Origin of the sequence: Acinetobacter sp. 16, from assembly GCF_033439925.1 — a bacterium.
GTDB classification, from domain to species: Bacteria; Pseudomonadota; Gammaproteobacteria; order Pseudomonadales; family Moraxellaceae; genus Acinetobacter; species Acinetobacter junii.
Genome location: NZ_CP137747.1, coordinates 38,238 through 62,119, shown reverse-complemented (window position 1 = coordinate 62,119; position 23,882 = coordinate 38,238). Strand labels below are relative to the sequence as shown.

Below are 23,882 nucleotides of genomic sequence, written 5' to 3'. Positions count from 1 at the left end.
TTCCCCTGTTGTATGGGTATAAGTAGTGATAGCAATGTTTCTTGCAAATAAGATTCTATAACAAAAAAAAGGAAAATGAAAAGATTTTAAAAAAAAGATATACCGAATTTTTAAAAATTTAGTTTTCTAAAGACAGATCATTTGACTGCTCACTTACTTATATTTAGATAAATTTAAAGAATAAATTTAAATTTATAGGAGCAAAAAAAAAATTATAAAATTCAGAACCTTAATCTTATGATGTGAGGTATTAAATAATCTTTGTGAGGTTTTAGATAAGAACTGTGAGGTTTTAAATATTTTTATGTAATACAATGCCTTATGGAATTTTTTATTTTTTATGTGAGGTTTTAAATAGAAGTTGTGAGGTTTAATATTTATATTGTGAGGTTTTAAATAGAACTATTCAAAATTTATAAGTATTTGTAAAATATAAATTAAATTTATATTGTGAGGTTTTAAATAGAAGTGTGTGAGGTTTTGAATAAGTGCTGTGGATAACTCTTAATGGTGATCTCTTTCAATACTTTTCCACAGACTTTGATGCTCTATTGTCTTTGCACATTAAAGACTTAAACTGATGAATCATAAAATCAATAACTTACATTAGGTATGATTCAGTAAATTTACATTATAGTTCTAAACTCAATGAACTTTGAGTTTAGATAACCAATCCATTTATGACATAATAGTTGTAAATTTACTTATGTTTGAGTTTACCTATTCCAAATATCCAATAAGTAAATAAAACGGTGATTGCAAGTGATATAAAAATGACTATTGGGGATGGTACTTGCATTGGACTCAACCAAAATCCAAATAAAATACATGCAACAAATGCACTGCTACAAAGAAACAACTTAAAAAATACCACAAGTATTGAATCTGATTTTTTCGTAATATTCATTCAAACTTCCTCTTTGAGTTTACAACTATATTGTTAAAGTTTAGAACATTAATGTCATTTTTGAGACTTTAATGGTCAGTCACAGCGGCGTGAACGCTGGCCGTCCTTTCTGATCCGGCGCGATCCGCGCGACATCAGCCGTATCTGGGTCCTGGAACCGGAGGGACAGCATTACCTGGAAATTCCCTACCGTACCTTGTCGCATCCGGCTGTCACCCTCTGGGAACAACGGCAGGCGCTGGCGAAACTGCGGCAGCAAGGGCGCGAACAGGTGGATGAGTCGGCGCTGTTCCGCATGATCGGCCAGATGCGTGAGATTGTGACCAGCGCGCAGAAGGCCACACGCAAGGCGCGGCGTGACGCGGATCGCCGCCAGCACCTCAAGACATCAGCTCGGCCGGACAAGCCCGTTCCGCCGGATACGGATATTGCCGACCCGCAGGCAGACAACTTGCCACCCGCCAAACCGTTCGACCAGATTGAGGAGTGGTAGCCGTGGACGAATATCCCATCATCGACCTGTCCCACCTGCTGCCGGCGGCCCAGGGCTTGGCCCGTCTTCCGGCGGACGAGCGCATCCAGCGCCTTCGCGCCGACCGCTGGATCGGCTATCCGCGCGCAGTCGAGGCGCTGAACCGGCTGGAAGCCCTTTATGCGTGGCCAAACAAGCAACGCATGCCCAACCTGCTGCTGGTTGGCCCGACCAACAATGGCAAGTCGATGATCGTCGAGAAGTTCCGCCGCACCCACCCGGCCAGCTCCGACGCCGACCAGGAGCACATCCCGGTGTTGGTCGTGCAGATGCCGTCCGAGCCGTCCGTGATCCGCTTCTACGTCGCGCTGCTCGCCGCGATGGGCGCGCCGCTGCGCCCACGCCCACGGTTGCCGGAAATGGAGCAACTGGCTCTGGCACTGCTGCGCAAGGTCGGCGTGCGCATGCTGGTGATCGACGAGCTGCACAACGTGCTGGCCGGCAACAGCGTCAACCGCCGGGAATTCCTCAACCTGCTGCGCTTCCTCGGCAACGAACTGCGCATCCCGTTGGTTGGGGTAGGCACGCGCGACGCCTACCTAGCCATCCGCTCCGATGACCAGTTGGAAAATCGCTTCGAGCCGATGATGCTGCCGGTATGGGAGGCCAACGACGATTGCTGCTCACTGCTGGCCAGCTTCGCCGCTTCGCTCCCGCTGCGCCGGCCTTCCCCAATTGCCACGCTGGACATGGCTCGCTACCTGCTCACACGCAGCGAGGGCACCATAGGGGAACTGGCGCACTTGCTGATGGCGGCGGCCATCGTCGCCGTGGAGAGCGGCGAGGAAGCGATCAACCATCGCACACTCAGCATGGCCTGTCGACAACCTCTCGCGCAACCAAGACATCGCGGTCGGACTGCAAGTGATCTTGAAGCCACGGGCCCGTCCCACCCCGACATGGACCTCGATGCCCGAACGGACGTTAGATTTCGAGTTCTAGGCGTTCTGCGATGAAGGTTGGATCCCAGCCGGGATTGAAAGTGTCGACGTGGGTGAATCCGAGCCGCTCGTATAGGCCACGCAGGTTCGGGTGGCAGTCGAGCCGCAGCTTGGCGCACCCCTGCGTTCGCGCGGCATGGCGGCAAGCCTCGATCAGCGCGGAGCTGACACCCCGGCCCGCATGTGTCCGTCGCACCGCGAGCTTGTGCAGATATGCGGCCTCCCCCTTGAGGGCGTCGGGCCAGAACTCGGGATCCTCGGCCGACAAGGTGCAACAGCCGACGATGCCGTCGCTGCAACTCGCGACTAGGAGCTCGGATCTCAGGACGAAGGTCTCCGCGAATGTCCGGTCGATCCGCGCGACGTCCCAGGCGGGCGTTCCCTTGGCGGACATCCACGCCGCAGCGTCGTGCATCAGCCGCACAACCTCGTCGATATCACCCGAGCAGGCGACCCGAACGTTCGGAGGCTCCTCGCTGTCCATTCGCTCCCCTGGCGCGGTATGAACCGCCGCCTCATAGTGCAGTTTGATCCTGACGAGCCCAGCATGTCTGCGCCCACCTTCGCGGAACCTGACCAGGGTCCGCTAGCGGGCGGCCGGAAGGTGAATGCTAGGCATGATCTAACCCTCGGTCTCTGGCGTCGCGACTGCGAAATTTCGCGAGGGTTTCCGAGAAGGTGATTGCGCTTCGCAGATCTCCAGGCGCGTGGGTGCGGACGTAGTCAGCGCCATTGCCGATCGCGTGAAGTTCCGCCGCAAGGCTCGCTGGACCCAGATCCTTTACAGGAAGGCCAACGGTGGCGCCCAAGAAGGATTTCCGCGACACCGAGACCAATAGCGGAAGCCCCAACGCCGACTTCAGCTTTTGAAGGTTCGACAGCACGTGCAGCGATGTTTCCGGTGCGGGGCTCAAGAAAAATCCCATCCCCGGATCGAGGATGAGCCGGTCGGCAGCGACCCCGCTCCGTCGCAAGGCGGAAACCCGCGCCTCGAAGAACCGCACAATCTCGTCGAGCGCGTCTTCGGGTCGAAGGTGACCGGTGCGGGTGGCGATGCCATCCCGCTGCGCTGAGTGCATAACCACCAGCCTGCAGTCCGCCTCAGCAATATCGGGATAGAGCGCAGGGTCAGGAAATCCTTGGATATCGTTCAGGTAGCCCACGCCGCGCTTGAGCGCATAGCGCTGGGTTTCCGGTTGGAAGCTGTCGATTGAAACACGGTGCATCTGATCGGACAGGGCGTCTAAGAGCGGCGCAATACGTCTGATCTCATCGGCCGGCGATACAGGCCTCGCGTCCGGATGGCTGGCGGCCGGTCCGACATCCACGACGTCTGATCCGACTCGCAGCATTTCGATCGCCGCGGTGACAGCGCCGGCGGGGTCTAGCCGCCGGCTCTCATCGAAGAAGGAGTCCTCGGTGAGATTCAGAATGCCGAACACCGTCACCATGGCGTCGGCCTCCGCAGCGACTTCCACGATGGGGATCGGGCGAGCAAAAAGGCAGCAATTATGAGCCCCATACCTACAAAGCCCCACGCATCAAGCTTTTGCCCATGAAGCAACCAGGCAATGGCTGTAATTATGACGACGCCGAGTCCCGACCAGACTGCATAAGCAACACCGACAGGGATGGATTTCAGAACCAGAGAAAGAAAATAAAATGCGATGCCATAACCGATTATGACAACGGCGGAAGGGGCAAGCTTAGTAAAGCCCTCGCTAGATTTTAATGCGGATGTTGCGATTACTTCGCCAACTATTGCGATAACAAGAAAAAGCCAGCCTTTCATGATATATCTCCCAATTTGTGTAGGGCTTATTATGCACGCTTAAAAATAATAAAAGCAGACTTGACCTGATAGTTTGGCTGTGAGCAATTATGTGCTTAGTGCATCTAACGGGCGAGGTAAGCCGACCGCAGAATGCGGGTCGGCTTGACCGAAATGTTAGAGCCAGAAGCCAAAACGGATAACCGTAACTTGGCGACGGGCGCTAGCTGCGAAAAGGCACGGTGCCACCGAGGCGGCACAGCACTACGAAAAAAATAGCTGCTCGCGCTTGCTACACAAGGGCCAGAGGCCAAAAAGACCACAAACCAGCGTAACGCCACCAGGCGAAGCCCAGAGAAACGGCAAACCCAGCGCTGCACAGCGTTTGAGAAACTGAATGCCGTTTGAATAAACATGGGCGAAATAAAGGAGGGTTTCAGTGGTACTAACGTTGAAGTAACCGGCGCTGCGCGGTTTTATCGCGCAGCGTCCGAGTTGACTGCCGGGTTGGGCGGTAACGCTTCAATAGAGCGAAGGATTGCCCGCACGATTGCCTCCCTCTTGAAAAGATCATCCATTCTGTTTGGCGTATCAATATTCAGTGCGAAGAATACGGAGCCAGTCGGCCACTCAACCCATCCTACCCACCAACCCATACGGCCTTCCCAGCCCGTCTTTGCACGCAGTATCCAGTTGCGACCGGCTTCCACAATCATGAGATCCTTGACCAAGCGCTGATGTTCTACCCGAAAGGGCAGCTCGTTACGATAGAGCTTCCTGAGAAATGCAATTTGCTCCTGCGCCGAGATTGCAAGGCTGCCTTCTATCCAGTAATCGCCATTACTTGTCGAAGGATCGGCGTTGCCATAGTCGATTTTCTTCAAATAGCGCCGAGCTTTGTCATCACCAATTTCCTTTGCAAATAGCTCATACACCCAAACAGTAGAATTCCGCATTGCTGATCGCAAATCTTGGTCTTGATTGTGGCCTGCAAAGCCCCTGTTAACGCCGTCCCATCGAAAAATCTGGAACTCATCACGAACAGCGCCTGCATCAAGTGCAAAAAGTGTATGAGGTATCTTGAATGTCGATGCAGGCGAGTAGCGTTTCTTCGATCGCACAGGATCAAAAACCAACATGGCACGATCCGCTTGGCGTTCGTCTGCCACAACTATCGTGCCTTTGGCTTGAAATTCGCTGAAAAACTTCCTCCAGTCAGAACGTTCTAGCGTGCCTTCTTGCGCATGCGCGAAAGTGGCAAGAGAAAAAATGGAGAAAAGTATCGCGAAGATTCGGATTGCCATTAACTTTTCCTTAATGCCCAACGTTTGACATGAGGGGCGGCCAAGGGCGCCAGCCCTTGGACGTCCCCCTCGATGGAAGGGTTAGGCAACACTGCGTGTTCGCTCGAATGCCTGGCGTGTTTGAACCATGTACACGGCTGGACCATCTGGGGTGGTTACGGTACCTTGCCTCTCAAACCCCGCTTTCTCGTAGCATCGGATCGCTCGCAAGTTGCTCGGCGACGGGTCCGTTTGGATCTTGGTGACCTCGGGATCATTGAACAGCAACTCAACCAGAGCTCGAACCAGCTTGGTTCCCAAGCCTTTGCCCAGTTGTGATGCATTCGCCAGTGACTGGTCTATTCCGCGTACTCCTGGATCGGTTTCTTCTTCCCACCATCCGTCCCCGCTTCCAAGAGCAACGTACGACTGGGCATACCCAATCGGCTCTCCATTCAGCATTGCAATGTATGGAGTGACGGACTCTTGCGCTAAAACGCTTGGCAAGTACTGTTCCTGTACGTCAGCAAGTGTCGGGCGTGCTTCTTCTCCGCCCCACCACTCGACGATATGAGATCGATTTAGCCACTCATAGAGCATCGCAAGGTCATGCTCAGTCATGAGGCGCAGTGTGACGGAATCGGTGCTGTTGGTCATGGGATTTTCTCTCTTGCCGTCTAACTTTGTTTTAGGGCGACTGCCCTGCTGCGTAACATCGTTGCTGCTCCATAACATCAAACATCGACCCACGGCGTAACGCGCTTGCTGCTTGGATGCCCGAGGCATAGACTGTACAAAAAAACAGTCATAACAAGCCATGAAAACCGCCACTGCGCCGTTACCACCGCTGCGTTCGGTCAAGGTTCTGGACCAGTTGCGTGAGCGCATACGCTACTTGCATTACAGTTTACGAACCGAACAGGCTTATGTCAACTGGGTTCGTGCCTTCATCCGTTTCCACGGTGTGCGTCACCCGGCAACCTTGGGCAGCAGCGAAGTCGAGGCATTTCTGTCCTGGCTGGCGAACGAGCGCAAGGTTTCGGTCTCCACGCATCGTCAGGCATTGGCGGCCTTGCTGTTCTTCTACGGCAAGGTGCTGTGCACGGATCTGCCCTGGCTTCAGGAGATCGGAAGACCTCGGCCGTCGCGGCGCTTGCCGGTGGTGCTGACCCCGGATGAAGTGGTTCGCATCCTCGGTTTTCTGGAAGGCGAGCATCGTTTGTTCGCCCAGCTTCTGTATGGAACGGGCATGCGGATCAGTGAGGGTTTGCAACTGCGGGTCAAGGATCTGGATTTCGATCACGGCACGATCATCGTGCGGGAGGGCAAGGGCTCCAAGGATCGGGCCTTGATGTTACCCGAGAGCTTGGCACCCAGCCTGCGCGAGCAGCTGTCGCGTGCACGGGCATGGTGGCTGAAGGACCAGGCCGAGGGCCGCAGCGGCGTTGCGCTTCCCGACGCCCTTGAGCGGAAGTATCCGCGCGCCGGGCATTCCTGGCCGTGGTTCTGGGTTTTTGCGCAGCACACGCATTCGACCGATCCACGGAGCGGTGTCGTGCGTCGCCATCACATGTATGACCAGACCTTTCAGCGCGCCTTCAAACGTGCCGTAGAACAAGCAGGCATCACGAAGCCCGCCACACCGCACACCCTCCGCCACTCGTTCGCGACGGCCTTGCTCCGCAGCGGTTACGACATTCGAACCGTGCAGGATCTGCTCGGCCATTCCGACGTCTCTACGACGATGATTTACACGCATGTGCTGAAAGTTGGCGGTGCCGGAGTGCGCTCACCGCTTGATGCGCTGCCGCCCCTCACTAGTGAGAGGTAGGGCAGCGCAAGTCAATCCTGGCGGATTCACTACCCCTGCGCGAAGGCCATCGGTGCCGCATCGAACGGCCGGTTGCGGAAAGTCCTCCCTGCGTCCGCTGATGGCCGGCAGCAGCCCGTCGTTGCCTGATGTCTTTGCACATTAAAGACTTAAACTGATGAATCATAAAATCAATAACTTACATTAGGTATGATTCAGTAAATTTACATTATAGTTCTAAACTCAATGAACTTTGAGTTTAGATAACCAATCCATTTATGACATAATAGTTGTAAATTTACTTATGTTTGAGTTTACCTATTCCAAATATCCAATAAGTAAATAAAACGGTGATTGCAAGTGATATAAAAATGACTATTGGGGATGGTACTTGCATTGGACTCAACCAAAATCCAAATAAAATACATGCAACAAATGCACTGCTACAAAGAAACAACTTAAAAAATACCACAAGTATTGAATCTGATTTTTTCGTAATATTCATTCAAACTTCCTCTTTGAGTTTACAACTATATTGTTAAAGTTTAGAACATTAATGTCATTTTTGAGACTTTAATGGTCAGTCACATCTATGTATATTTTATATAAATAATTAACTAATAATAATACTTAATAGGTTCTGAAATTTTTCTTTTAGAAACATGATGTTAAATAGTATTGTGAGGTTTTAAATAGAAGTTGTGAGATATTGGATAAATCTTGTGAGGTTTTAAATATTCTTTTAAAATACAATATCTTATTTGCTTTTTGCATTTTTATGTGAGGTTTTAAATAGAACTGGTGAGATCTTAGATCCATATTGTGAGGTTTTAAATAGAAAAATGACTTAACGCTAAGTAATTGTATTATCATAAATTATTATATATTGTGAGGTTTTAAATAGAGTTATGTGAGGTTTTAAATAAAACTTGTGTATAAATGAAATAGTATATATATCTGTTGTAAGTTGTTGGATTTAAAGTTTTTTTATTTAAAAAATGATTAGAAGAATATCGAAAATTATGTTATATTTGTTGGAGTAGATTATATTCTATTATTAATAACGACTTAGTAATGAAATTATTATTGAGTTTCCTCCAACTTAATTAGGTGAGCTTTAGACATGACAACCATGACGGCAATTTTCCCTCACCATTGGGTGGTTGAGGAAAAAGACTGGAATCAAGTGGAAAAAAAACCTACTCAGCTTTCGCTATTAGATTTTCCTGAAAAAGAGTTGCCTTTTAATTTAAAGGACTCGAAGAACTGGAGTGAGCAAAACCCTAAGTTTCAAGAAAAGGTTATCTTGGAAAGTGGGCGTGATCATTTCATCATCGATTTTCGTATAGATCTTTCTGACCAAGAATTTTTCAATATGATCAACGATTACTTGTACTCTTTGGAAGCAAGAAGCACTGTCTTGGACTCTTTCGATTCTAGACTTGTACATACTGTCAATGCTTCTGAGATTTCAACCAGATTGGGTATCACAATATCTGATTTTGAGTTGAAGATGCAGAAATTAGCTACATCCTCATTTTCTGTTGAACAATATCGTAAAGTCATTCACTCTAAGACGAGCAAGCGTGAGCTTAAATTTTTGAAGCTGTTTTCAACGAATCTAGTCAGCGAGTATGTGAGTTTCGCTGTCGGTACTGAAGTTTTTTATAGTTTTAATTACACGCAGTACTTTGAGAAGTATTATCAAAAGGGCAGTTTGTATAGCAATATTATGAGCTTACCATTCGGAAAAGCCATCTAAAAGACTTCAATATGAAGTCTTTTTTTATATTGTGAGTAAAAGTCTATTTTTCTCACAATATAATTGTGTTATAAAGATAAAAATGATTTTTTCGGAATGGTAATGGAAACATTATTAGAATCAGGATCAGAGAGCTGTGCTCCTGATATGACAACTGATCTACAGGTATCAGAAGCAGCTGATCACCCTGATGTTTTTGGGTTTAAAACGGCCAGTGAATTTTCTTTACCAGTATCTCTTATTCATGTTACCCATCATTGCACGGTAGCAGAGCACAAGATTTGGTTATGTTTGCTAAGTCATGCTAGTGAAATTATCAAGCAGCAAAAATTGCAATTGAGTGCCGAGACAAATATAAATTTTAGAATACCTGTAGATGTAATTTTGTTCAAAACAGGATCTACAACGATAAGTCTAAAAACTTTATCTGCTTACCTTGAGCGACTGAAAGGTAATAATATCAAGATCGATCTATTGAATAAGCAGGGTTATCGTTCTATTACATCACACTTTAATTTTATTAATGACTTTTCCTTGATTTCTAATGATCAGACTCATTCTACAAATTTATTCTTTTCAGACATTGAGGATGAATCAGAGATTGAGACCGATGAAGAAGTAGTCCGTACACTTAGAAATAATCTATCTAAAATTGAAGTGGTTTATTCATTACCATCTTTTTTTACTTCAATTATTCAGGATACGATTTCGGTTCAGAAGCTCACGCATCTCTTTTCTTGGACAAATATTTTGTCTTTAACTGCATCTGGAAAAAAAGCAGGAAAGAATGAAAGTTTACTTTATTGTCTACTGGAATCATTGGGTGATAAGACCGAACTTGATTTTGAGACTTTTAAAGCATATCTAGGCTATCTAGATCCTAAGCAAGCGAAACGTCCAGAAGATAGATATTTAATTCGTGATTCTATCAAGCCTGCTATCAGTAATTTTAATGAAAATGAATTAATGTCATATACAATTGAATATGACTTTATTCGTGGACGCTATAAAAAAATTGATAAGATAATACTAGAAAAAAAGTATAAAACTCTCACCAATGAGGTTGAGTCTAAACAATGGCATATCATTCTAAATGAAGATATACCAATTCAGGAAAAAAGAATCTTAATTAAGCAAATTTTGCCAAACTGTGAAGTTTTGAATAATACTGATTCAGATTTAAGGATTGTTATCGAAGCAGTTAAGGACTATATCAAATCTTTAAAGAAAAAAAATAAATTAACGAATTACATAGGCGTATGCCGAAAGGGATTTAATGACCAGTGGGGTTTATCTGGAAAGACGCAACAGACTACAATTGTAGGGGATGAACAAATTGCGAACGCTGCCAGATCTGGAGTAAGTACTGCACTTGGAAAAAATCCTTTGCCGTTACAAAGAGCCATTAATCCTTTAGAGAATATTGCTAAAAAGATTCAGTATATCTTAAGTCTATTAGCAATGAATGGAGGAAAAAAATTCCTTTTGGAAGCGGTTGAACAAGATGGATATGATAATCTTGTTTTAAAATATTCCGAAGCATTTACTAAGTTTAATAATAAACTATTATTTACAGCTGAACATACTGAGCAAGTTTTTAATTTGGTATTTAGCAATGAAGATGTAAAAGTAAATTTTGATAAATTTGATAAAGTAAATTTTAATTATGTCCTGTCTGCTTCTATTGCATTATTCGTCTATTCAACTGTCATTTCACAGGATATAAAATCGTATAGTGATAATAACTTCCGCCAACCAGATTCCATGAGAAAAATTATTGAGGACATAATCAATTACATTGATTCAAATTGCTAATTTCAACTATATTACTTACACATCAAAATAAGGGTAACTTTAATGACCAGTAAATTCGATTTAGAAAATTATTCCGAAGTAGAATTAGGTGAGCTGATCCAAGAGGCAGAAAAATTAAAAGCTTCAAAAGCAGTTCAAACAAAAATTAATGCTTATGAGCAACTTTTAGAAATTGCTAAAGGTGTTGGATTGTCACTGGATGAGTTGATCCAGTTTGGTCAAGAAAATTCTAAGAAAGAACCTAAGAAAGTTGTCGAACCAAAATATCGTAATAAAACAAATCCAGATGAGACGTGGACAGGACGAGGTAAACATCCGAAATGGTTAGTAAATGAACTCGCTAATGGAAAAAACCTTTCTGATTTTCTGATTTAAAATTCACTCGCTTGATTGAAGCTCAACTTCATTTAAGCGAGACAAAATAGCCTAAGCAAATCTATTCGTCATTTTTCATGATATTAATTCTCTGATTTCCTTTTTCTGTTGTCTGTATTTTTCCCTTTTTATCTTTGGCCACATTTCTGTCCGCTTATTTCCGATTATGGAATTAGTCCGTTAATGGTATGATCCATTGGCGGTAGAAATCCCGACAATGGAATTTAGGGTAGGGAAGTACTGGAGGTATTTAATGAGTTGAGTCTTTATTGAAACCTGTAAAAACTGCTTAGGCTATTTTGATTTGTCGATATATGTTTTCTTTCACTGTTAGAAAATTTTATCAGATAAATTATTAGCTTACATTAATATTTTGTAGCAGGCTTAACTCGATATAGTATAATTAGGGTGTTGTAGGGCTGTTGAAAGTGTGGACGTGCTACAGATAAAGCTTCAGTGATTTATATATGAATATGTTAAAAGGGTATAGGCGTGGACTACATTTCGATGCTGTATATGGATTGGTTCATTATCTTACTATTGGCGTATATGGCAGCAGGCCTAGCGACTTATATGGTGATTGGCTTTGTTCCAGTAGGTAGGCGTAAACGTTTCTTTTTCACGGCTAATGCGCCTGTATTGATCGCTATTGCTGCCTTTTATTTTTTAGTGCCTGTGCCAAGCATTATTCAGAATAATTATATTAAATCAGTGTATAACCTGAAACTGAATACTGAAAATCCGTTCCTGTTCAATACGAGTGTCGCATTAGATAGACTATGTACTGGCCATAGTCTAAAAGGGTATCAATATTTCATGTTTCAAAAGGCTTATCGTGAAGATATGGATCTAACCTTTAAAAAGTCTAAATCAGGGATCACATTCTCTAATATGGATCATATCGTTGGCCAAGATCAGGATAAAATCTGTGATATGAAAATTTGAATTCAATATTGTTATTCATTTATATGTTTAATTAATCATTACTCTGTTTGTCGATACTTATAAAGCAGTATGATTGATACCAAAAAATATTATGCACAATAGAATGGTTAATACAAAATAAAGTATGATACCCGTGTTCATAATTCGTTGTTGTGGTGAAATCTCAGAAATAACATCCTCCATGATATTTTCATAGAAAAATTTTGAGAAAACACTAAATGCTAGAATGCAAAAAAGACAGACCATAAAGGAAATGTTTAATAATAAAATGTCTGAATTGAGTTTACTGGCCGTGATGACGTGGACAATTAAAACAGGCACAACCATTATGGGTAGATAAAACGTTTTATTTAAATTATTAAGCATTTTAAGGTCTCCTGTACTCTTTAAAATTTGCTTATTTATTTCTACTGCGAGTTGCACGATACTCAACTACATAGCAAGGCTTGCATAAAGAAGACCATTGCTGTTTGCCATCCCTAAACCCATTCTTATAGAAAAATTCATTATCAAAAGGAAAATAAGATAGACATTTTGTGCATCTCTTTTCTATGCCAAGTACCGTATTAATATATATAGGTAGAGCTGTTGATTTTGGAACTGGAGTCATCAATTTTTCTGGCGTGATCTGGAAATGATTAATCAAACAAATAGTTGATGATCCCGAAGTATTCCTTTTCAAGTTCATTCAAATTACTTTTTTTCCCTGCACAGATCCGTTTACCGACTGAAGACAGAAAGGCTGTACCCTGAATATGTTCCAGATAATAATCAGCCGTCCCATCACTATAGGAAAGGCCTAATTTCTCAGCCACACGTACACCATTTTTCTCTTGGTTTTTCCATGCCAATAATAAGGACATGGCAACCTGATGAGATCCACTAGGTACGAAAAAAACACCATAACTGCGGTCGTAGACAAAAGGCTTGCTAAGATCCGCTTGATCGATGGATGAGGGGAGAGACATTTTGGCATTACACATTGCATTCCACATCTGGTCAGTTATCCAGTCAGGTCGTGTTATGGCCATAAATTTACTCGCTTTGTAGATGGTGTATTTGCATTGCCAATTTTACTTCACTTCTACAATTCATGTGCAGAATAATATCTAAAGCCTCATCTACAGTGGTTCGCATTGCATCATCGATATTGATCGTATAATAGAATGCTTTTCCTTTGGCTGCTATGCTGCTTATGAATGCCTTGTCAAATTCATTCCAAATTATACATGGGGCATTAATAGGCTTTGAATTAAGCGATACCAATGCTTTACACAGCTCACCAATGTTGATGAGATCCTTTGGATCAGGATCATCGATTGTGACTTCTTCATCAGCATTAATTATATGTCTCCAAGCTTTGGTTTGGATACGTTCCAAGCGACATAGGAAACGTCCTAGTTTTAAGTCAAAGTCGGTGGCTCTATTAGCTAAGGGGTTTTTAAGAAGACTGTTAGCTTCAATATGGCCACCCATACGTTCAATGATATTCATTGTGCATTTTCCTTTTGGTAGAAGTTTTTAATGCAATTTAAAATTGCTGTCTATAATTCTGAACTCTTGAGATTTTTCGTAACCAAGCAATCTTTCGACCGCACTGATCCACAAACTAATCCTAATTTTTTGAACCTCGTAAGAACCAAGTGGATCAAATTCAGGAACGATATAAGCTCTGCGCTTAACTGCCCTTTTAACAGCATTCAATACCAGATCTGCAACCTCCTCATTGTCACATTCAAGAATTGAAGTGTAGTCTGGATGGTCTTTATTGGTTTTGATCAAAACACCATGCCAATTGACTGCAATACGAAACTTATAAATATGAGAAATATCTACCGTATACCCTAAATAAATTCGGCGTTTTTGAATTTCTTCAGTAGCAATATCAAGTTCAAGCTGATCGTTCAATTTCATAGAGCAGTTCTCATTGCGTCTTATGTTCATTGTACATATTAAATATTATATGTACAATGAACATATAATATTTAATTGTTAAAGATGTTTCAAAGAACATACAAACTGATTAACCCTAATGTGTACAAAGAACATATAATAAGTTTAGAAATATTTTTTGAGTAGATGGCACTTTTTACAGACTGAGTGTTTCATTTGAGAATGAATCTCTTTATGCTGTGTCATTTATTCCAATATGATAAATCTAATATTACTGATGGCTGAGCCACAGAGAGAGGGAAGATCGAATGGTATACCTTAAGAACAAACTTGTTCTCACTTTATCTTGCATGTTTTTATCAGGCTGCATGACAACAACAAATTTTCAGTTATCTGGCATACAGCGTAAGCAGTTTATGCTGATTCCCTCCAGTGAGTACTTCACACAGGCGAACCAGAATTATCAAAATTTGATGAATGGTTATAAAAGGGCAGAGTAAAACTTGAAGTGCGACATAAACCACCTAATTAATTTAAAGGGTTTATGGAGTATATAAAATTGTCATACCATCATCTTAACTTTGAAGATCGTACTGCATTAATGCTTGAGTCAAGAAAAGAAGGCTTTTCAGCCAGAAAATTTGCTGAACTTATTAAAAGACATCCTAGTACGATCTATCGTGAGCTTAAAAGAAATAGCATCAATGACGTTTATCAAGCTCGATATGCTTCTGATAACACTTTTGCTAGACGTAGACGTGGTCACAGAAAACTCAAAATCGATTCAATCCTCTGGAAATTTATTGTTGAAGCGATCCGTTGTTTATGGTCTCCTCAGCAAATAGCAAAGCGTTTAAAGACATTTCCTGATTTGGATCAAACAATGAATGTAAGCCATACAACGATTTATTCAACGATACGAGCATTACCCAAGGGTGAGTTGAAAAAAGACTTATTATCCTGTCTACGTCATGAAAATAAAAAGCGAAAAGCTAACGGTGAACCTAAAAAAGATTCTATATTACAGGATATTAAAACTATTCATGAGCGCCCAGCCGAAGTTCAAGAAAGAAAAATACCGGGTCATTGGGAAGCTGATTTAATTAAAGGTAAAGACAATAAAAGTTCGATAGCAACACTTATTGAACGAAATACACGGCTCTGTATCTTGGCAACATTACCTGATGCAAAGGCAGAATCAGTGCGCAAGGCTTTAACTGAAGCTCTGAAATATTTACCTGCAGAACTGCGTAAAACGTTGACCTATGACCGTGGACGCGAGATGGCAGAACATAAAATACTTGAAGAAGATTTAGGCATAGATGTATATTTCTGTGACCCACATTCACCCTGGCAAAAAGGCACATGCGAAAATATGAATGGTTTAATTAGGCAATATTTACCTAAAGGGATTGATTTAAATCAGGCAGATCAGCATTATTTAAATCAAGTTGCCATGTCACTGAATACTCGTCCTAGAAAAGCGTTAGATTGGCTTACACCATTAGAGAAATTTGCTCAGCTTGTTGATTATCATAAGACTTTTCAAACTGTCGCACCTCATGTTTGAATTCGCCAAGTAAGGGTGTACTGGATAGAAAACCAGATATGACCAAAAGAGTCCTCACTATTGCACAGCGCATTACTGCACAAGTTGAAACTATTAAACCTGCTACTAAAGACTGGACGTGGGAAATGCACGTCATTAACACCTCAACGGTGAATGCGTTCTGCACAGGGCAGGGCAAAATGGCGGTTTTTGAGGGCATGATTACTACGCTTAAACTTACCGATGATGAACTTGCTGCAATTATTGGTCATGAAATTGCACACGCCTTACTTGAACATGGACGAGAACGTGCTTCAACGGATCTGGTGACGAATCTGGCTCTAGGTCAAATTGGCGGTGATGCGCAAACCATAACCTATTACGTGTCGAAATTAGGCCTATCACTACCTTTTAGTCGTCATCAGGAAAGTGAGGCAGATCTTTTGGGTTTACAAATAGCAGCCAAAGCAGGTTATAACCCAAACGCAGCGATTAGTTTGTGGGCTAAAATGGGGGAATTGCAAAAAGGATCTAATAACAAACTTTCAGGGCTTTTAAGTACACACCCTATACCTGCTGAACGTATGAAAGCACTTGCATTGGCTGCACCAAAATTCATGCCTTTTTATCTTGAACATAAATACAAATAAAGTACAAGATTCAGCAACTCACAAATCATGTGGGTTGCCTTACTTTAAATAAAAACAATAAAGACAAATTTAAAACTTTGAAAATATCTCAAATAGTTCTATTATGTACAAAGAACATAATAGAATGACTGCTATGACACTAATCAATTTTAAGCTGCACCCTAGTTTTATTCATAGTGCGATCAAAGATCAAGCGAGTGGAATTGATAAAGCGATTGCAGAACTCGTTATGAACTCTCTTGATGCAGGTGCAACAAGAGTAGATATTCACGTCAATGAAATTGATGAAAAATATCATTTCACAATTAAAGACAACGGTAAAGGTTTTACCCAAGATACAATTGAAAATTACTTTGCTTGGTTCGGTGCTCCTCATGATGAGGGTGATGCAATTTTTGGGAAATTTCGTCTCGGCAGAGGTCAAATTTTTAACTATGCTTCAACGGAATGGTTCAGCAATCAATTCGCCTTAAAAGTAGATATTGAAGAAGCTTTGAACCAAAAAAGCGATACTTTGGGTTTTGATTTTGATGAAGTCAAAACTTCTAAAGTTAAAGGTTGTGAGATTAAAGGCATTATTTATGAAAAGTATGGTAGAGATAACTTCTCAATTCAATCTTTTAAAGAAAATCTAAAGGATATTATTGAATACATCGATTTGCCTGTCTATTTTAATGGTGATCTTTTAAATACACCCAAAAGAAAAATACGTTCTACCTTAAATAAAGGCGATATACTTTTTGAAGATGACCTTGCATATTATATTTTAAAAAGATCTGCCGATAGTTTTGAAATATATAATCTTGGCGTTCGAGTTCCTTATACATGGTATGAAGAAAGCCTATTAAAAGGTATCATTATCAGCAAAAAGCCGTTTATGCTTACAGCTTCCAGAAATGAAGTTATAGTAGATCGCTGTCCAATATACAAACAAATTATTTCAAACATCACAAACTTACATGAAGAAAAATATTTAAATAAGTTTTTGTATAGAGAAGTTCAAAAAAATAAAAAAAAGAAGAAAGTTATAGATGAGAGTGCTGCTATTCATATTATTGAAAATATCATCAAAAATAAAACTGTTTATGACGCAAAAATTATTCTTGAAGCTTTCCGATCTCCACTATTTGAAGATTACAAGAACCGAACTTTGTCTGCTGTTGACTTAGTAAGTACTAAAGCCATTATGCTTTTTAATGAAGACTATGATTATACAAAAGTTGAAAAAATTGAGAGCAAATTCGATGCTTTAATTGTAGATGAGAATAGTACATTAAGATCATTTTTGAATAACTTCTATTATTCCTATAGAACTGCATGGCAACAAGATTTTAATGCACAGGCAACTTATTTGTCACCTTTAGAACAGTTCTTGTTCATTATTAAAACCATGCTCAATCGCTTTAGCAATAAATTCTATGATGTACCTGAAGACATACATTACAGCACGGCTATTGAGTCACTGGTTGAAGATCGAAAGATCTTTGCTGATAACGAGCTAACCTCTGATGGTAAACAGTACTTAAATTTCCTGAACCATATCAATGATCGCCTGTTTGAACTACATGGCCGTGTTTTCAATCAAGAAAAGCGTGTAATTCATCTTGGTGAAGCTCCAGATGCAGAAGCTTGGACTAACAACAGTGGTTACATTGTTTTCAGTACCAATACTCAAAAATATTTTAACGAAAAACAATATTTAAGACTTTTATTGATCCTGATACACGAATATTGTCACAAGGACTCATCAGAAAAAGCCCATGATATTGAATTTTATCAAGAGTTTCACGATTTCATAATTGAAAAGGATCTGAATTCTGTATTAGAAAACTATATTTCCGCTTCTCTGGCCAGTACGAATAAGGAACAGATCTGCCTAGAACTTCCAAAACAAGAAGAAGCCAAAAAGGACGATTTAATTGTCCAAAGACTAACTAGCCTCATCAATTCGCCTACGCATAAGAATACATTAATGCTTGATGCACTTATAAAAGATATGAATCTTAACTTCTATGCAGCGGATAATAAGACACTTTTTGGTGTCAAATATAATACGTTTAGAGGATGGGTAACAGATCCAAGTAGTACCCGACATCGTAACCCTAGACCAGCTGTATGGAATAATTTTATATATAGTTTGATTGCTCATCGATTAGGATTCAAAGATACTAATGCGTTCCTAAAATTGAGTATGGAGCTTCCAAACGAGTATGGTCTGTCAGAGGGGAATTAATCAATGCTTAATTTTATCTATGATGCTTACCAGTACCATAAGTTTTATTCAAGAAACAACTTACAGCGTAATAGAACTAGCTTTTTAAAGCTGACACATATTCTTAAAAATGAGAAGTTTATTGATTATTTCGAGCTGCTTAACCTACATTTGTTAAGAGATTTAGATTCTAAGGAATATCAAAATAATAAACTTGTCACTCATAATCGAAATATGGAATCTAATCGTTCTAAGCTATTTTCCATACTAAATAGTTTAATCGATAGACATGACAGTGATTACACATTAAATCTAGCAGATGTTAAATTTATTAAAGGGCAGAGTAAAACTTGAAGTGCGACATAAACCACCTAATTAATTTAAAGGGTTTATGGAGTATATAAAATTGTCATACCATCATCTTAACTTTGAAGATCGTACTGCATTAATGCTTGAGTCAAGAAAAGAAGGCTTTTCAGCCAGAAAATTTGCTGAACTTATTAAAAGGGCTTTGTTGCATAAATAAATTTCATCCCCATACATGTTAGATGAATACAGAATCAAAAAGCCGATACAAAACAACGAACTGGTCTGAGTACAATCAGGCTTTACGTCAACGGGGTGCTTTCACCATTTGGTTTGATCCCCAAATGCAATGGTCTGCAACACCTACTGGAAAAAAAGGACGGCAACCTACCTACACTGATATAGCAATTCAATTTGCCCTGACGATACGAAACCTGTTCCAACTGGCTTTACGCCAAACACAAGGTTTCATTCAAAGCCTTTTGCAAATGGCTCACCTCGACTGGAATGTTCCAGACTTCTCAACATTGAGTCGGCGAGCAGATAAGCTCCAGCCACTTCTACATAAATCAGCAAAAAATCCACAGGAAGACTTGCATATTTTAGTTGATAGCACAGGGATCAAAGTTACAGGTGATGGGGAATGGGTGCGTAAAAAACATGGCGTAAACCAACATCGACAATGGCTGAAATTACATCTTGCGACAGATGCAAACAGTGGAGAAATACAAGCGGTTGAAGTCACGACCTGCCAATATGGTGATGCTGAAATGCTCCAACCTCTTTTAGATCAAATTGATGAACCCATTGCATCTGTCACGGCTGATGGTGCTTATGACACAGTGAATTGTTATGATGCGATTTTGAAACGGCAAGCAAATGTAATTATCCCTCCTCGTTCCAATGCTGCTTTATGGGCGGAAAATGAAATTGGTAAAGCAAGGAATCATGCAGTACAAGGCTGTTGGGACAAGGGTCAAAAGCAGTGGAAACGAGATATTGGTTATCATCGACGATCCCGAATAGAGGCTAAAATGTTTGCCTTGAAACGACTTGGACAAGGTGTATCTAGTCGATGCTTTAATCGTCAGGTGGTTGACTTGCAAATAAGAGTCGATATTTTGAATAAATTTACTCAACTTGGTACAGCTAAAACGGTGGCTGTTGCATAAATATCTGAAGATTAGAACAACTCTACCTTTCGTCTATTTGTGCAACAAAGCCTATTAAAAGACATCCTAGTACGATCTATCGTGAGCTTAAAAGAAATAGCATCAATGACGTTTATCAAGCTCGATATGCTTCTGATAACACTTTTGCTAGACGTAGACGTGGTCACAGAAAACTCAAAATCGATTCAATCCTCTGGAAATTTATTGTTGAAGCGATCCGTTGTTTATGGTCTCCTCAGCAAATAGCAAAGCGTTTAAAGACATTTCCTGATTTGGATCAAACAATGAATGTAAGCCATACAACGATTTATTCAACGATACGAGCATTACCCAAGGGTGAGTTGAAAAAAGACTTATTATCCTGTCTACGTCATGAAAATAAAAAGCGAAAAGCTAACGGTGAACCTAAAAAAGATTCTATATTACAGGATATTAAAACTATTCATGAGCGCCCAGCCGAAGTTCAAGAAAGAAAAATACCGGGTCATTGGGAAGCTGATTTAATTAAAGGTAAAGACAATAAAAGTTCGATAGCAACACTTATTGAACGAAATACACGGCTCTGTATCTTGGCAACATTACCTGATGCAAAGGCAGAATCAGTGCGCAAGGCTTTAACTGAAGCTCTGAAATATTTACCTGCAGAACTGCGTAAAACGTTGACCTATGACCGTGGACGCGAGATGGCAGAACATAAAATACTTGAAGAAGATTTAGGCATAGATGTATATTTCTGTGACCCACATTCACCCTGGCAAAAAGGCACATGCGAAAATATGAATGGTTTAATTAGGCAATATTTACCTAAAGGGATTGATTTAAATCAGGCAGATCAGCATTATTTAAATCAAGTTGCCATGTCACTGAATACTCGTCCTAGAAAAGCGTTAGATTGGCTTACACCATTAGAGAAATTTGCTCAGCTTGTTGATTATCATAAGACTTTTCAAACTGTCGCACCTCATGTTTGAATTCGCCAAGCTTCCCGTGATGCAGTCTTCTATAATTTATTTGATAATGTTTATGACTGGTGGGAATATACTTTAACAAAAGGAAACCGCTGTTTAAGTCCAGAGGTAGTAAAAGAAATACTAGATTTTAAAATTGAAAAGATTGATAAGATTATTCATAGTGAAGATTTTAAAAGAAACCATTCCAATTTCACCAAATTTTCTTGGCATAAAGGTATTGCTGCTGAAAATGGAGGTGGTTCACATCGATTAGCTTATGTAATTAAACTTTGTCAGTTTTTTAATATTAGTGCTCCTTACAAAACAAATTTAATAACCTATTCTTTAAATAGAGATACTTTGGAAAGCTTGTTTTCAGATTTCTCAATTTATATTTGTTTTGACTTTCTTGTTAATAGTTTCCATACATTGCTAAGAAAGGGAAATAATGATGATATTGAATATTACAGTTATACATATTCACCCTCATTCAAGAACAATGGAAAGCCAGATATAGTTTTTTTTATCATTAAGAATAACTATCAGTCAAAAGTATTTCGATACTTTTTGAACAAACACCTTAATTCTCAAGATGAGTTAAGGGGAATCCTGTATGACTTGATCCTGTAAGATAATGCCACTTTAAGGATGAATTCAAGATAGTATCAAAGTCTTTTATTTCAATAATATATTTGATTTTTGGTTGTAAAACACAATATTCTTCAGCTGAATGGCCAATGTAACTTTATGCCACTTTAGCAATGGCTCAGTTTCCACGAAAGGTTTTAAATAATGGCAAACTTACCTAACTCTTACGCTCTACCTCTAAAAATTGTTTCTACACGCCTCAACCACATGAAAACAGAATTAACTGGTGTAATGAAAAAGATTGAGCAAAGAGCAATATACAATCAGAAAATGAGGAAAGACCATTCCGATGATATTCAATTATTGCTGACATGGGACGATTGGATCTACGCAGCACTTGATTGCAACCATGAGCTTAAGCAGGCCAGAATCGCAAAAGAGAACGAAATAGCACGGCAGACAAGTGTTATTGAAAAAATGCTCAACAATTATAATAACAATCTGCCTTTTGGTAAGGGAATTGATAAAGGCAAATCCGCAAACGGATCTGTATATGAGCAGGCTTTACAGAATATTAAAGGTGTTAAAGGCTATAAACCTGCATGGGCAAGCAATCTCAAAGTCGGTGATCATATCCCTAAAGAACTGCTCGATGAGCTGCCAGTAACCACAGGAGAATTGGTAACACTTGGGAACTGGATGCTGACCAAAAATATTTATCGTTTTGAAGATATTGTGATTAATGAAATTCTGAAAACAGGTTTCGATGGAGTCATACCGAATTATATTATCAATCTTCCTGATCTATGTATTTATATCCAAACTGACAATGCCAAGCTTATGTTTGAAGAAAATCTGGTGATGGGAGTACTTTTCTGCGTTACTGAGCTTTGTGGACAGCGAGTTTTGGTTTCTACCATGTATTTAGATACTGGTATGCCTCGAACTATCGTAATCACGCTAAATGAAGATCTGGATATTGAATCAAGTCTAGGTGATTTTGTTGATGAGTTTCAGCAAGACTATGATCCTGAAACCATGCAGGATGATTTAAACGTTAGAATTGAGATCCAAAAAAAATTAATCAACCTTGTACTCTGGTTTAGCCAACAAAAACCTGAAATTTCACCTCCGATCCCAGAGGGCACTAAACCTGTTCAATTCACTCATGTAAAGAAAGAGAAACGTCTTTTTGAAGCATCTAAGTATAAAACTTATATGATTGGTACGGAAACAGCCAAAGAGTTTACTAAAATTTATCAGGAATTAGAGACAGCAAAAACTCAGGCCAAAGGTTCAGGTAAACGAACTCCTCACCTAAGACGTTCTCACTGGCATTTGTATTGGTATGGAAAGAAAGGGAAAAATGAACGTTATGACTTTAAGTTGTTGCCGATCACTATGGTAGGCGGTATACCGAAAAATTAAATATAATTCTCAAAAAGCAGTAGAAATTTAACACGTTTGGCAATTAAAGCTTGTAGTGAATCTCTACTGCACAAATACTGATAAATTAATTAATAACTAAAACAAAAGTTTGTAAAAAAATAAAGGTCGCAAAAGCGACCTTATAAACATTTGAGTCCGAACGACGCCCGAAGTTCTTAAAAACTTAAATGAATAAAATTCGAAAACTTTACTCAAATTTTTAAAAACTTAGTGACACGAAATCAAAGATTAGGTATCACACCTCGCTCAACGCTTAATTTGACAACTGCGTGCTGACTAATATCATGTGGCTTCAAGGTTGTCTTAGCCAATGTAACGTCTTTCAGCAAGAACTCAATTAATATAGTATCATCAACGCAGAAAAAGTCAATTCTGTACTTTATAAACCTTTAAAAACTGTAACTTATGCAATTATCACCTACTCTAGTCACTGTAAATCAGGATCAATTTTGGGAAATAAATGGAAATATTGACCTTGCCATTATACCTGCAAATACAATTGATGGGATTCCTTTTGAACTTCCTATTAGACTTCAAGATGGTAATAAAGCATTTGGATACAAGCACATTCTAGAGCGACACGGTCATGAATTTACTAAATTAAGGCCACCTTGTGATGTTTTTGAATTTATATACAAAAAATTAGCACAAGGTGGAGCATTTCATTATCAGACACATAAAAGAAAAACACTATTTATGAGTATGCACCCATCAGGTGTTCTTATACTTGAGTACGTTAAAAATGGTAAAAACTCCTATTTATCTATTGTAACCTGCTACACAAGACAACGTGGTGTAGATGGAGATCGTGTTGGAAGTTACTCTAGTCGTTTCCAAGTAAAGCCAAGTTTAGTTCAGCCAATTAATGTCAGTAATTTACAGGCTAATGGACAACAGAATACTGTCCAAGAGATAGCAGCTACAGAGACAATTGCTGTGACAAACGATTCTGCTTAATAATATCGAAAACCT

Annotated in this window: 23 protein-coding genes and 2 pseudogenes; 16 read left to right on the top strand and 9 right to left on the bottom strand. The window is 40.6% G+C overall.

Annotation, left to right across the window (positions count from 1 at the left end; genetic code table 11):
* Nucleotides 1-992 precede the first annotated feature (992 nt).
* Nucleotides 993-1,400, top strand: a pseudogene (locus tag R2H34_RS16960) (Mu transposase C-terminal domain-containing protein); the annotation flags it as partial.
* Between the two features lie 2 nt (nt 1,401-1,402).
* Nucleotides 1,403-2,395 carry a TniB family NTP-binding protein gene (locus tag R2H34_RS16955; protein ID WP_001381192.1) on the top strand — a complete coding sequence of 331 codons (993 nt, stop codon included), beginning with the start codon at nt 1,403-1,405 and terminating at the stop codon, nt 2,393-2,395.
* On the opposite strand, the gene R2H34_RS16950 is transcribed toward R2H34_RS16955, so the two are convergent.
* The 6 genes from R2H34_RS16950 to aac(6')-Ib all read right to left on the bottom strand — a co-directional run bounded on the left by R2H34_RS16950 (nt 2,364) and on the right by aac(6')-Ib (nt 6,091).
* Nucleotides 2,364-2,864 (bottom strand): GNAT family N-acetyltransferase, encoded by a 501-nt coding sequence (locus tag R2H34_RS16950; RefSeq protein WP_000376623.1) that lies wholly within the window; start codon nt 2,862-2,864, stop codon nt 2,364-2,366. The genes R2H34_RS16955 and R2H34_RS16950 overlap by 32 nt on opposite strands.
* 127 nt (nt 2,865-2,991) lie before the next feature.
* Nucleotides 2,992-3,831 carry a sulfonamide-resistant dihydropteroate synthase Sul1 gene (sul1, locus tag R2H34_RS16945; protein WP_000259031.1) on the bottom strand — a complete coding sequence of 280 codons (840 nt, stop codon included), beginning with the start codon at nt 3,829-3,831 and terminating at the stop codon, nt 2,992-2,994.
* Entirely contained in the window at nt 3,825-4,172 is a 348-nt protein-coding gene (locus R2H34_RS16940; protein WP_000679427.1) for a quaternary ammonium compound efflux SMR transporter QacE delta 1, read from the bottom strand. The genes sul1 and R2H34_RS16940 overlap by 7 nt, the downstream gene beginning before the upstream one ends.
* Nucleotides 4,173-4,276: 104 nt before the next feature.
* Nucleotides 4,277-4,567, bottom strand: a complete 291-nt coding sequence (locus tag R2H34_RS16935; RefSeq protein ID WP_000470556.1) for a DUF1010 domain-containing protein — start codon at nt 4,565-4,567, stop codon at nt 4,277-4,279.
* Between the two features lie 60 nt (nt 4,568-4,627).
* Nucleotides 4,628-5,455, bottom strand: a complete 828-nt coding sequence (locus R2H34_RS16930; RefSeq protein WP_001007673.1) for an oxacillin-hydrolyzing class D beta-lactamase OXA-2 — start codon at nt 5,453-5,455, stop codon at nt 4,628-4,630.
* 81 nt (nt 5,456-5,536) lie between these two features.
* On the bottom strand, nt 5,537-6,091 hold the full coding sequence (aac(6')-Ib, locus tag R2H34_RS16925; RefSeq protein ID WP_126123880.1) for an AAC(6')-Ib family aminoglycoside 6'-N-acetyltransferase: 555 nt from the start codon (nt 6,089-6,091) through the stop codon (nt 5,537-5,539).
* A gap of 160 nt (nt 6,092-6,251) precedes the next feature.
* Here aac(6')-Ib and intI1 point away from each other — a divergent pair, with 160 nt between their 5' ends.
* The 5 genes from intI1 to R2H34_RS16900 all read left to right on the top strand — a co-directional run bounded on the left by intI1 (nt 6,252) and on the right by R2H34_RS16900 (nt 12,141).
* The gene (gene intI1, locus R2H34_RS16920) at nt 6,252-7,265 is read left to right on the top strand and encodes a class 1 integron integrase IntI1 (protein ID WP_000845054.1); all 1,014 of its coding nucleotides are present in this window, start codon (nt 6,252-6,254) and stop codon (nt 7,263-7,265) included.
* A 1,102-nt stretch (nt 7,266-8,367) separates the two neighbouring features.
* The gene (locus R2H34_RS16915) at nt 8,368-9,006 is read left to right on the top strand and encodes a hypothetical protein (RefSeq protein WP_240016394.1); all 639 of its coding nucleotides are present in this window, start codon (nt 8,368-8,370) and stop codon (nt 9,004-9,006) included.
* A gap of 102 nt (nt 9,007-9,108) precedes the next feature.
* On the top strand, nt 9,109-10,821 hold the full coding sequence (locus R2H34_RS16910) for a hypothetical protein (protein WP_240016412.1): 1,713 nt from the start codon (nt 9,109-9,111) through the stop codon (nt 10,819-10,821).
* A gap of 42 nt (nt 10,822-10,863) precedes the next feature.
* Entirely contained in the window at nt 10,864-11,196 is a 333-nt protein-coding gene (locus R2H34_RS16905) for an H-NS family nucleoid-associated regulatory protein (protein ID WP_240016396.1), read from the top strand.
* A gap of 492 nt (nt 11,197-11,688) precedes the next feature.
* The gene (locus R2H34_RS16900) at nt 11,689-12,141 is read left to right on the top strand and encodes a hypothetical protein (RefSeq protein ID WP_151685891.1); all 453 of its coding nucleotides are present in this window, start codon (nt 11,689-11,691) and stop codon (nt 12,139-12,141) included.
* A gap of 638 nt (nt 12,142-12,779) precedes the next feature.
* Here R2H34_RS16900 and R2H34_RS16895 read toward each other — a convergent pair.
* Genes R2H34_RS16895 through R2H34_RS16885 form a run of 3 tightly spaced genes read right to left on the bottom strand, consistent with a single transcriptional unit; the run spans nt 12,780 to nt 14,055 of the window.
* The gene (locus R2H34_RS16895) at nt 12,780-13,172 is read right to left on the bottom strand and encodes a hypothetical protein (RefSeq protein ID WP_151685883.1); all 393 of its coding nucleotides are present in this window, start codon (nt 13,170-13,172) and stop codon (nt 12,780-12,782) included.
* Between the two features lie 4 nt (nt 13,173-13,176).
* Nucleotides 13,177-13,635: a hypothetical protein gene (locus R2H34_RS16890; protein WP_151685881.1), complete on the bottom strand. Its 459-nt coding sequence runs from the start codon at nt 13,633-13,635 to the stop codon at nt 13,177-13,179.
* Nucleotides 13,636-13,662: 27 nt separating this feature from the next.
* The gene (locus tag R2H34_RS16885; RefSeq protein ID WP_240016399.1) at nt 13,663-14,055 is read right to left on the bottom strand and encodes a hypothetical protein; all 393 of its coding nucleotides are present in this window, start codon (nt 14,053-14,055) and stop codon (nt 13,663-13,665) included.
* 580 nt (nt 14,056-14,635) lie between these two features.
* On the opposite strand from R2H34_RS16885, the gene R2H34_RS16880 reads away from it, so the two are divergent.
* From R2H34_RS16880 to R2H34_RS16845, 9 genes and pseudogenes are all read left to right on the top strand, one after another.
* The gene (locus R2H34_RS16880) at nt 14,636-15,604 is read left to right on the top strand and encodes an IS30 family transposase (RefSeq protein ID WP_014538385.1); all 969 of its coding nucleotides are present in this window, start codon (nt 14,636-14,638) and stop codon (nt 15,602-15,604) included.
* Between the two features lie 38 nt (nt 15,605-15,642).
* Nucleotides 15,643-16,233 (top strand): M48 family metallopeptidase, encoded by a 591-nt coding sequence (locus tag R2H34_RS16875; protein WP_318342597.1) that lies wholly within the window; start codon nt 15,643-15,645, stop codon nt 16,231-16,233.
* 124 nt (nt 16,234-16,357) lie between these two features.
* Nucleotides 16,358-18,466 (top strand): ATP-binding protein, encoded by a 2,109-nt coding sequence (locus R2H34_RS16870; protein ID WP_318342596.1) that lies wholly within the window; start codon nt 16,358-16,360, stop codon nt 18,464-18,466.
* Between the two features lie 370 nt (nt 18,467-18,836).
* Nucleotides 18,837-18,953 (top strand): annotated as a pseudogene (locus R2H34_RS16865) (helix-turn-helix domain-containing protein); the annotation flags it as partial.
* Between the two features lie 40 nt (nt 18,954-18,993).
* On the top strand, nt 18,994-19,923 hold the full coding sequence (locus R2H34_RS16860; protein ID WP_004763228.1) for an IS5-like element ISAba10 family transposase: 930 nt from the start codon (nt 18,994-18,996) through the stop codon (nt 19,921-19,923).
* Nucleotides 19,924-19,958: 35 nt separating this feature from the next.
* Nucleotides 19,959-20,894 carry an IS30 family transposase gene (locus R2H34_RS16855; RefSeq protein ID WP_318342601.1) on the top strand — a complete coding sequence of 312 codons (936 nt, stop codon included), beginning with the start codon at nt 19,959-19,961 and terminating at the stop codon, nt 20,892-20,894.
* The gene (locus tag R2H34_RS17990) at nt 20,895-21,503 is read left to right on the top strand and encodes a DUF6685 family protein (protein ID WP_412176809.1); all 609 of its coding nucleotides are present in this window, start codon (nt 20,895-20,897) and stop codon (nt 21,501-21,503) included.
* Nucleotides 21,504-21,665: 162 nt separating this feature from the next.
* Complete coding sequence (locus R2H34_RS16850) at nt 21,666-22,889, top strand: hypothetical protein (RefSeq protein WP_240016402.1); 1,224 nt, start codon at nt 21,666-21,668, stop codon at nt 22,887-22,889.
* A 426-nt stretch (nt 22,890-23,315) separates the two neighbouring features.
* On the top strand, nt 23,316-23,867 hold the full coding sequence (locus tag R2H34_RS16845) for a hypothetical protein (RefSeq protein WP_240016403.1): 552 nt from the start codon (nt 23,316-23,318) through the stop codon (nt 23,865-23,867).
* The last annotated feature ends 15 nt before the right edge of the window (nt 23,868-23,882 follow it).

Excerpts from the sequence above, each read along its gene's own strand:
- R2H34_RS16910 (WP_240016412.1), top strand. The coding sequence starts at position 9,109 with ATGGAAACATTATTAGAATCAGGATCAGAGAGCTGTGCTCCTGATATG.
- R2H34_RS16940 (WP_000679427.1), bottom strand. The coding sequence starts at position 4,172 with ATGAAAGGCTGGCTTTTTCTTGTTATCGCAATAGTTGGCGAAGTAATC.
- R2H34_RS16905 (WP_240016396.1), top strand. The coding sequence starts at position 10,864 with ATGACCAGTAAATTCGATTTAGAAAATTATTCCGAAGTAGAATTAGGT.
- R2H34_RS16895 (WP_151685883.1), bottom strand. The coding sequence starts at position 13,172 with ATGGCCATAACACGACCTGACTGGATAACTGACCAGATGTGGAATGCA.
- R2H34_RS16950 (WP_000376623.1), bottom strand. The coding sequence starts at position 2,864 with ATGGACAGCGAGGAGCCTCCGAACGTTCGGGTCGCCTGCTCGGGTGAT.
- R2H34_RS16885 (WP_240016399.1), bottom strand. The coding sequence starts at position 14,055 with ATGAAATTGAACGATCAGCTTGAACTTGATATTGCTACTGAAGAAATT.
- R2H34_RS16915 (WP_240016394.1), top strand. The coding sequence starts at position 8,368 with ATGACAACCATGACGGCAATTTTCCCTCACCATTGGGTGGTTGAGGAA.
- R2H34_RS16875 (WP_318342597.1), top strand. The coding sequence starts at position 15,643 with ATGACCAAAAGAGTCCTCACTATTGCACAGCGCATTACTGCACAAGTT.
- sul1 (WP_000259031.1), bottom strand. The coding sequence starts at position 3,831 with ATGGTGACGGTGTTCGGCATTCTGAATCTCACCGAGGACTCCTTCTTC.
- R2H34_RS16845 (WP_240016403.1), top strand. The coding sequence starts at position 23,316 with ATGCAATTATCACCTACTCTAGTCACTGTAAATCAGGATCAATTTTGG.
- R2H34_RS16870 (WP_318342596.1), top strand. The coding sequence starts at position 16,358 with ATGACTGCTATGACACTAATCAATTTTAAGCTGCACCCTAGTTTTATT.
- R2H34_RS16935 (WP_000470556.1), bottom strand. The coding sequence starts at position 4,567 with ATGTTTATTCAAACGGCATTCAGTTTCTCAAACGCTGTGCAGCGCTGG.
- R2H34_RS16880 (WP_014538385.1), top strand. The coding sequence starts at position 14,636 with ATGCTTGAGTCAAGAAAAGAAGGCTTTTCAGCCAGAAAATTTGCTGAA.
- R2H34_RS16930 (WP_001007673.1), bottom strand. The coding sequence starts at position 5,455 with ATGGCAATCCGAATCTTCGCGATACTTTTCTCCATTTTTTCTCTTGCC.
- R2H34_RS16850 (WP_240016402.1), top strand. The coding sequence starts at position 21,666 with ATGGCAAACTTACCTAACTCTTACGCTCTACCTCTAAAAATTGTTTCT.
- intI1 (WP_000845054.1), top strand. The coding sequence starts at position 6,252 with ATGAAAACCGCCACTGCGCCGTTACCACCGCTGCGTTCGGTCAAGGTT.
- R2H34_RS16860 (WP_004763228.1), top strand. The coding sequence starts at position 18,994 with ATGAATACAGAATCAAAAAGCCGATACAAAACAACGAACTGGTCTGAG.
- R2H34_RS16890 (WP_151685881.1), bottom strand. The coding sequence starts at position 13,635 with ATGAATATCATTGAACGTATGGGTGGCCATATTGAAGCTAACAGTCTT.